This is a genomic window from Mesorhizobium sp. M7A.F.Ca.CA.001.04.2.1, from assembly GCF_003998485.1.
Lineage (GTDB): Bacteria > Pseudomonadota > Alphaproteobacteria > Rhizobiales > Rhizobiaceae > Mesorhizobium > Mesorhizobium ciceri.
Genome location: NZ_RZQT01000207.1, coordinates 1 through 7,501, shown reverse-complemented (window position 1 = coordinate 7,501; position 7,501 = coordinate 1). Strand labels below are relative to the sequence as shown.

The 7,501-nt window shown below is 62.0% G+C and carries 10 protein-coding genes; 3 read left to right on the top strand and 7 right to left on the bottom strand.

The window, feature by feature from the left end; translation table 11 throughout:
• The 3 genes from EN955_RS32890 to EN955_RS32880 all read right to left on the bottom strand — a co-directional run.
• Positions 1 to 398 (bottom strand): biotin carboxylase N-terminal domain-containing protein (locus EN955_RS32890; RefSeq protein ID WP_281034486.1); only part of this gene is annotated, 398 nt, incomplete at its 3' end.
• Complete coding sequence (locus tag EN955_RS32885; protein ID WP_013533152.1) at positions 395 to 628, bottom strand: acetyl-CoA carboxylase; 234 nt, start codon at positions 626 to 628, stop codon at positions 395 to 397. The genes EN955_RS32885 and EN955_RS32890, both read right to left, overlap by 4 nt.
• Positions 629 to 694: 66 nt before the next feature.
• Positions 695 to 1,417, bottom strand: a complete 723-nt coding sequence (locus tag EN955_RS32880; protein WP_024502406.1) for a LamB/YcsF family protein — start codon at positions 1,415 to 1,417, stop codon at positions 695 to 697.
• Between the two features lie 135 nt (positions 1,418 to 1,552).
• Between EN955_RS32880 and EN955_RS32875 the strand changes: the two genes are divergently transcribed.
• Both EN955_RS32875 and EN955_RS32870 read left to right on the top strand, forming a co-directional pair.
• A complete protein-coding gene (locus EN955_RS32875; protein ID WP_013533150.1) occupies positions 1,553 to 2,458 on the top strand; it encodes a LysR family transcriptional regulator in 906 nt (301 codons plus the stop codon).
• 74 nt (positions 2,459 to 2,532) lie between these two features.
• On the top strand, positions 2,533 to 2,688 hold the full coding sequence (locus tag EN955_RS32870) for a hypothetical protein (RefSeq protein ID WP_196815386.1): 156 nt from the start codon (positions 2,533 to 2,535) through the stop codon (positions 2,686 to 2,688).
• Here EN955_RS32870 and EN955_RS32865 read toward each other — a convergent pair.
• Positions 2,672 to 3,412: an NAD(P)-binding domain-containing protein gene (locus EN955_RS32865; RefSeq protein WP_024502408.1), complete on the bottom strand. Its 741-nt coding sequence runs from the start codon at positions 3,410 to 3,412 to the stop codon at positions 2,672 to 2,674. The genes EN955_RS32870 and EN955_RS32865 overlap by 17 nt on opposite strands.
• A gap of 354 nt (positions 3,413 to 3,766) precedes the next feature.
• Here EN955_RS32865 and EN955_RS32860 point away from each other — a divergent pair, with 354 nt between their 5' ends.
• The gene (locus EN955_RS32860) at positions 3,767 to 4,366 is read left to right on the top strand and encodes a TetR/AcrR family transcriptional regulator (protein WP_024502409.1); all 600 of its coding nucleotides are present in this window, start codon (positions 3,767 to 3,769) and stop codon (positions 4,364 to 4,366) included.
• A 250-nt stretch (positions 4,367 to 4,616) separates the two neighbouring features.
• Here the strand turns inward: EN955_RS32860 and EN955_RS32855 are convergent, their stop codons facing one another.
• The 3 genes from EN955_RS32855 to EN955_RS32845 all read right to left on the bottom strand — a co-directional run.
• Positions 4,617 to 5,756: an alpha-hydroxy acid oxidase gene (locus EN955_RS32855; protein WP_024502410.1), complete on the bottom strand. Its 1,140-nt coding sequence runs from the start codon at positions 5,754 to 5,756 to the stop codon at positions 4,617 to 4,619.
• A 101-nt stretch (positions 5,757 to 5,857) separates the two neighbouring features.
• Complete coding sequence (locus tag EN955_RS32850) at positions 5,858 to 6,958, bottom strand: isocitrate/isopropylmalate dehydrogenase family protein (protein WP_024502411.1); 1,101 nt, start codon at positions 6,956 to 6,958, stop codon at positions 5,858 to 5,860.
• A 25-nt stretch (positions 6,959 to 6,983) separates the two neighbouring features.
• A partial coding sequence (locus EN955_RS32845; RefSeq protein WP_127223545.1) for a glucose 1-dehydrogenase occupies positions 6,984 to 7,501 on the bottom strand: 518 nt, incomplete at its 5' end.

Genomic DNA, 7,501 nt, shown 5'->3' with positions numbered 1-7,501 from the left:
GGCACGACGGGGACACCTGCAGCGGCAGCGGCCGATCGCGCCGAGACCTTGTCTCCCATCATCCGGATCGCATCTCCCGACGGGCCGACGAAGACCAATGCAGCGCCTGTGACTGCGTCGGAAAACGCGGCATTCTCGGCAAGGAACCCATAGCCTGGATGAACACTGTCGCAACCGGTGTCGCGGGCAGCCTTCAGAATTGCTTCGACATTGAGATAGGACTTCTTTGCAGCTGGTGGGCCGATGTTGACCGCTTCGTCCGCAAGCTGGACGTGGAGCGACTCGGCGTCTGCGGCCGAATACACCGCCACGGTGGCGATCCCCAGATCTTGCGCGGCCCGGATGATCCTGACCGCTATCTCGCCCCGGTTGGCAACCAGAAGCTTTTTCAGCATCAGTCGAGATCCGCAATAGGTGCGCCGGCCATGATGGGATCCTCATTGTCGGCAATGAAGCGGATGTTCGTACCGGCCGTCTCGGCCCTCACTTCGTGGAACGACTTCATCACTTCGATGAGACCGATTACGTCTCCGGCGGACACCGCGTCGCCATCCGCCTTGTATGGCGGCTGGTCTGGCGAAGCGCTGCGATAAAAAGTGCCGGGAAGAGGTGAAAGAATCTGGGCCATAAAAAGCTCCGGAAAACTGCGGACAGACTAATCTGGAACCGCCCGCGCGGGCGGGTTCGGTCGAGTTCAGTGCCAGGGGGCGATTGCGGTGCGCACGGCCCGGGCTATTTCGATGGCGTTCGGCGTATCGGAATGCACGCAGATGGTTTCGCAGCGTACAGGGAAGAAACTGCCGTCCTCTGCCGTGCCCTCGCCCTCCCTGATGGCGCGTACGCACCGCTCGGCCATCTCTGCGGGGTCCTTGGCGTCATGAACGCGTGTCAAGATCAGCTTGCCGGAGGCATCGTAGTCGAGATCGGCATAGAACTCAGCGACAAATGGGATACCGCGCTCTTGATAGATCTTCTCATGCAGGGTGCCCGTCATGCCGAAGAGGGGTACGCCGAAAATCTCTGCCGCGTCGCACACGCCATGGGCTATTGCCTCCTGCTGCATGGCCATGAAGTAGAGGCTGCCATGCGGCTTGATGTGGTGGAGTTCCACACCCTCGGCCTTGAGGAAGCCGGCAAGCGCTCCCACCTGGTAAATGATGGTGTTCCTGACTTCTTCGCGGGTCATCCGCATCTCGCGCCGGCCGAAACCCTGAATGTCGGGCAAGCCTGGATGGGCGCCGATCTTTACGCCACTCGCCTTGGCGCTGCGGACGGCGGTGTGCATGTGATCCGGATCGGAAGCGTGAAAACCACAGGCGACATTGGCAACGTCGATGATGGGCATCATGCCCATATCATCGCCAACCTTGTAGAGGCCAAAGCTTTCGCCCATGTCGCAGTTTAGCGTCACCGCCATCGCATTGTTACCCCTCGAAGCTGCCGTCTTTGCGGCGTTGCAGCATTTTTTGCGCATGCGAGGGCATTTGTGAAATAGTAGTTTATTGATTGTCATATCAAAAAAACAGATAATGGTTCTGGGCCAGGGCGCACCATGACCATCACCTTGAAACAGCTGGATTATTTTATCGCGACCGCCGAGAGCGGACAGGTCAGTCATGCCGCGGTGGAACTCAACATCTCGCAATCGGCGGTCACTGCGGCGATAAAGACGCTTGAGGCTGACCTGGGCGTACGGCTTTTGGAGCGTAACCACGCTGGCGTAAGACTGACGATGGAGGGCGCGCGGTTTCTTGAACATGCGCGTGTTATCACCGGGGCCGTTGCTGCCGCCGTCCGAAGCCCGTTGCGCGATAGGAAAGGCCTGGCGGGCAAGCTGCGGCTGGGCATGACCTACACGGTCGTCGGCTACTACATGTCGCGCCACTACGCGCGGTTTCGAAAGACCTATCCCGAGATCGAGGTCGAGGTGCTGGAATTGCCCCGAGACGCTCTCGAAAGCGGCTTGATGTGCGGGGACATCGACATGGCCGTGATGCTGGTGTCCAACCTGGAGCACACCAAGGAGTTGGCGCAGGAGGTCTTGATGCGGTCGAACCGCCGGCTCTGGCTTTCGGCTGATCATCACCTCCTCGCGCGGCAGGAGATCAGCCTCGCCGATGTGGCGGCGGAAGATTATGTCATGCTGACGGTTGACGAGGCACGCACGACGGCCGCCCGTTACTGGGATGCCGCGGGCCTTTCGCTCCGCGCCGTCCTTACCACCAGTTCGGTCGAGGCCGTGCGGTCGCTCGTGGCTGCCGGCATGGGGGTCACTGTCCTGTCCGACATGGTTTACCGCCCCTGGTCCTTGGAGGGGCAGCGCATCGAAGTGCGCGGGCTTGTCGAGCCCATCCCCACTATGGACGTTGGCCTTGCCTGGTCGCGTGACAGATCAATCGAACCGGCGGCTGCGGCCTTCCGGGCCTTTATGTCCGTAACCATGGGTGGCGGCGGCTAATCTCCTGCCGCCAGTCAGGCGCTATGGCTCAGGCTCGCTGGTTGAGCAGCGGAGCATGCCGCGCTCAGGAGCTGATGCCTCGCATCCTCAAGGGGGATTTCACCTTTGTCGCAAATTACCTCGTCATCGTCGTCCCTCAGGTTGCTCCCGACAAACAGAAGGAATTCTTGGACAGTCTTATTGGTCACCTCGGACCGGAACCGGAGAAGTTTCTCATCGGCGGGCGGTGACTTCACGGTTGCGGGCTACGATCTGCTCGTGGCGGAGGGGAGGCGTCGCCTCCATGAAGCCCTTGATCAGCGCGTCGCGAATTCCGGGTGCGCGCGCCTTTTCCGCCGTGGACAGCGCATCCTGAAGATCAGGCAACGTCAGTTCCGTGCAGTAGGCGGGCGTGCCCGGTTGCTGGCGCCAGGAATTCGCGAGATCGCCGGCATCAAGTGCGTCGAAACCGGTCTCGTTCACCAGTTCGCGTGCGATCGCTTTGGCATGCACATCATCGCCTGCGACGGGGATCGCGATGCGTCCGGTCATTCCGGCCGCTGCGCCACTTTCTGCGAGCGTTTGGGCGAGGACTGCATTGAATGCCTTGACCACTGGCCGGCCGAGTTGTTCGCTGGACCACACGCTTTCCGGCTTGCCATCGTCAACCTCCGCGATATTCCCGTCGCGCATGGGATAATAGTTGGAGGTGTCGATCACGACCACGTTGGCTGGTACATGGGCAAAGAGGCCGGCGACATCGGGGATCTTCGCAAACGGGATCGATAGAACGATCGCCTCGACATCCCTGGCTGCTTCGTGCGCGGCAACCGGGATCGCACCAACCTCCGTCGCTTTCTCGCCGATGTCCTCAGGCCCCTTCGAGCCCGCCAGCTTCACCGCGTGTCCGGCGGCCGACAGCTTTCGTGCAAGGGTGGTGCCGATATTTCCCGCGCCGATAATGCCGATCTTCATGCCGATTTCCTTCCAGATAATTGTGATTATGAGCTCAGCGCATGGTGCGCTGATCTATTCCGTATTGAGCGGACATCCAGAGGGTCGCGCAGGGCGGTGCTGCCGACGGAGCAGCCCGCCTCGAAACTCGTATAGCTCGCGGCATCTACTGACGGCGCGCGCCAGGCGCCAGGCAGGTTGCGGTGCCCGTTGTCCGGATGCATGCCGGTATCATCTGCCTGATCATCGTGTCCTCGTTTCGCTCGCTGATGCCGACCTGTTAGAATAATCGATCGGGGGCTATATGGAGACTCTCTCCGATTCGGCTTTTAGATGCGGAGAGTGTCTCCGGTATTCAAGGGTTCAAAGTCAGTAATGTCGCAATTGTCGGTCGCGTCAGCCCTGCGCAGGGACGCGCAGCATAATCGAGCGCACATTCTCGAGGTGGCGCGACAAGCGTTCGGCAACGACAGTGTTGACGTTTCGATGGATTCTATTGCGAAGCTGGCGGGCGTGGGAGCAGGGACGCTCTACCGCCATTTTCCAAACAAAGACGCCCTGCTGGCTGCGCTGTTAGTTCTTCATTATGAAGGCCTCGACCATCGTCGCGTTGAAATCGAAGCCGGGGAGAGCGATGCAGGCCGCGCACTCGAACTCTGGGTTGAAGCTCTCGGCGACTGGATGCTGGCTTATGAGGGCTTGCCTGAACCGTTACGGGCGGCTTGCGGAGTAGAATCCCCGCTGACGCCGACCTGCCATGCTGTCATCGCGACGACCGAGCGAATCCTGAAGGCTGCACAGGACGAAGGGCTTGCACGACGGACGATGACCGGGCGCGACATCTTTTTCGGGGCACTGGCGATCGCTTGGGCGAGCGGCGCAACGGCAGCGGGCGAAGACACCCGCAACGTGCTTCGCGACATTCTGAAGAACGGGTGGATGGAACCGAAAACAGCACCGGGCGGCCGACCTTAGTCTGCCTATCCGACTGCGCAGCCTCTCGAATTTAATCACGCCCGCCGCTAGCGGGTGTGCATCAAACAAGCGCTCTCTGACAGGGCGCCGTTGGGCTTGGGAAGGAGCGGCGTGCGAGGGCGGCAATTGGTCGCCCGCCCGCAGCCGCTTGCACAACCGCGATAGCAAAACCTTGGCATGATGAGGAAGAATATTGGACGAGCGGGGGTTTTCTGTACCTCTTGACCAAGCGTGAGCACTCGTCTTGGCGCTATGCTATCATTTCTGATCCCGCTTCCTGAAAACGGGGGATCCCGCAGAGCCTGAGGCAAGTCACCACTTCGTCCAGGATGATATCCAGTGCCTTGGCCACGCCGGGCTCGCCAGCCACGGCGCCGAACAGGGCGGCCCGGCCGATCGCCGCGACGGTGGCGCCGCGTGCCTTGGCCTTGACGATGTCCGTGCCCGTGCGGATACCGGAATCGATGAGGATCGGGATTTGGGCGCCAAGTGCCTGACGGATAGCGGGCAGGGCATCGATGCTCGATACAGCACCGTCGAGCTGGCGGCCTCCATGGTTGGACACCCAGATGCCATCGGCACCAGCCGCCACCAGTCGCGACGCATCGCCCGGGTGCAGGAGGCCCTTGACCAGCAGCCGGCCTTTCCACCAGTCGCGGATCTGGCGGAAATCGTCCCAGTCGAAACCTGCATGAAGGCTGCCGCCAACACGCGCGGCGATCGTCAGGCCGGCGCTGTTGTCACCGAGATAGCCGCGGACGTTCTCGAACTGGGGCAGACCGCCGCGCAGCAGGCGCAGCGACCAGCCAGGATGAAGCATGCCTTCCCAGAGATGCCGGGCCGAAGGCCGCAGTGGGATAGATATGCCGTTCCTAAGATCCTTTTCGCGCTTGCCACCGGCTTGCAGATCAACGGTCACCACCAGCGTCGAATAGCCAAATTCTTCCGCTCGCCTCACCAACTGGCGATTGAAGTCGAAATCCTTGAGCACATAAAGCTGGAACCACAGCGGCCCCTGTACGGCTCGCGCCATGCCTTCGATGCTGGCCGTGGCCATGGTGGAGAGCGTGTAGGGGATGCTGCGAGCGGTTGCCGCCCTCGCGATGGCAATGTCGGCTCCGGGCCTGACCAGCGCGCAGGAGCCCATCGGGCTGATCACCAGCGGTGTTGGCAAGGTCTCGGACCAGAGCGTCGTGGAAACGTTCGGATGCGAAACATCGATAAGCACGCGCGGCAAAAGTCTGATCTTTTCGAAATCGCTTCGATTGGCGTTGAGGGTGAGTTCTTGCCCCGCCCCGCCATCGATGAATTCGAAGACCGACTTCGGCAGACGACGGCGGGCAAGCCTGCGAAAGTCCTCGACCGAAACATGGCGATCGAGAGCGCCCATCTCAGGTCTGGACCTTGTGCCCGCCGGCAATGAATATCCGGCGCATGAGCGTCTGGCCGACCTTGCCAGGTCCAACAAGATTTATCCTTGGCTTGGTCATATCAGTCGCGCCCGGCCGTGAGCCGGTCGCAGACCGAACGGGTTATCTCGCTGGTCGACGCCCTGCCTTTCAGGTCGGTGCTCAGAAGCCCGTTGGCCAGGCAGTCCTCGGTCACGCGACGGATGCGCGCTGCGGCCTGGTTGAGCCTCTCGTCGCCATGCTTGTGGCCGAGCCAGTCGAGCATCGAGGCTGCCGACAGGATCGTCCCATAAGGGTTGGCGATACCCTTGCCGGCAATGTCGGGTGCCGAGCCGTGCGCGGCCTGAAAGAAGCCGTTGGCCGCGCCGATCTCGGCTGAAGGCGCCATGCCCATCCCGCCCACCGTCGCGGCGGCGAGGTCGGACAGGATGTCGCCGAACATGTTCTCGCTGACGATGACGTTGAAATGGCCCGGTTTCACCACGAGATACATCGCCATGGCGTCGACCAGCGCGTGCTCGGTCGCGATATCGGGATAGTCCTTCGCCACTTCGTCGAAGACGGAGCGAAAGAAGGCATAGCTGCGCAGCACGTTGGCCTTGTCGCAGCAGGTCACCCGGCGCACGCCGTCACGGGGCGCGCCGCCCGACTGGCGCGCCAGTTCGAAGGCCTTGCGTGCGATGCGCTCGATGCCGGAGCGGGTCTGCACCAGCGTGTCGACCGCCACTTCGCCGCGCAACAGCGCGCCCGATCCCCGCGCGGCGTAAAGCCCTTCGCTGTTCTCGCGCAAGATGATGTAGTCGATATCGCCGGCCTTCACTCCGCTCAACGGGCTCGGCACGCCCTCGAAGAGCCTGACGGGGCGGATATTGGCATAGAGATCGAGTTCGAAGCGCAGCCTCAGCGTGAAATCCAGGCCTGCTTCGGTCCCATCGGGATGGATGACGCCCGGCAAGCCGCCCGCACCATGCAGGATGGCGTCCGCCTCGCGGCAGGCCTGGAAGGTCGGCTCGGGAAAGCTCTGGCCGGTCTTCAGGAAATGCTCGGCTCCGGCCGGGTATTCGCTGAAGTGCAAGGGGCTGCCGGGACCGAGCGCTGCTTTCACCACTTGAACCGCTGCGGCGCAGACTTCCGGGCCGATGCCGTCGCCATGCACCACGGCGATTTCGTAGACAGGCTTCATCGCCAACTCCCAAATGGTCTAACGCTCAGATGCACTTGCCGCCATCGACGTTGAGGTCGACGCCGGTGATCATGCTGGCCTCGTCGGAGCACAGGAATGCCGCGGCGTTGCCCATGTCCGCCGGCGTAGACAGCCTGCCGATCGGAATGGTGGCGACGACGCGGGCGCGGTTCTCTTCGCCGGAGCCGATGAAAGTGGACAGAAGTGGCGTGTCGCCGGCAACCGGATTGATGGCGTTGACGCGGATGCCGAAGGGGGCGAGTTCCACGGCCATGGCCCGGGTGGCGGCAATCGCCCAGCCTTTGGAAGCATTGTACCAGGTCAAATTCGGGCGCGGCGAGACGCCGCCGGTGGAGGCGACGTTGAGGATGGCGCCCGATTTGATGGATTTGAAATGCGCAACGACCGCACGGGCGCCATTGTAGATGGATCGCATGTTGACGTTGGCGATCCGGTCGAACATCTCTTCGTTCATCGTCTCGAGCGCCAAGGGCGGCTGGGCCACGCCGGCATTGTTGACCAGTATGTCGAGACCGCTAAAGG

Bases quoted from the DNA above. Each gene is read 5' to 3' on its own strand.
- EN955_RS32870 (WP_196815386.1), top strand. From the start codon at position 2,533: ATGCCTCGCATCCTCAAGGGGGATTTCACCTTTGTCGCAAATTACCTC.
- EN955_RS32885 (WP_013533152.1), bottom strand. From the start codon at position 628: ATGGCCCAGATTCTTTCACCTCTTCCCGGCACTTTTTATCGCAGCGCT.
- EN955_RS32875 (WP_013533150.1), top strand. From the start codon at position 1,553: ATGACCATCACCTTGAAACAGCTGGATTATTTTATCGCGACCGCCGAG.
- EN955_RS32865 (WP_024502408.1), bottom strand. From the start codon at position 3,412: ATGAAGATCGGCATTATCGGCGCGGGAAATATCGGCACCACCCTTGCA.
- EN955_RS32855 (WP_024502410.1), bottom strand. From the start codon at position 5,756: ATGGGCGCTCTCGATCGCCATGTTTCGGTCGAGGACTTTCGCAGGCTT.
- EN955_RS32850 (WP_024502411.1), bottom strand. From the start codon at position 6,958: ATGAAGCCTGTCTACGAAATCGCCGTGGTGCATGGCGACGGCATCGGC.
- EN955_RS32860 (WP_024502409.1), top strand. From the start codon at position 3,767: ATGTCGCAATTGTCGGTCGCGTCAGCCCTGCGCAGGGACGCGCAGCAT.
- EN955_RS32880 (WP_024502406.1), bottom strand. From the start codon at position 1,417: ATGGCGGTGACGCTAAACTGCGACATGGGCGAAAGCTTTGGCCTCTAC.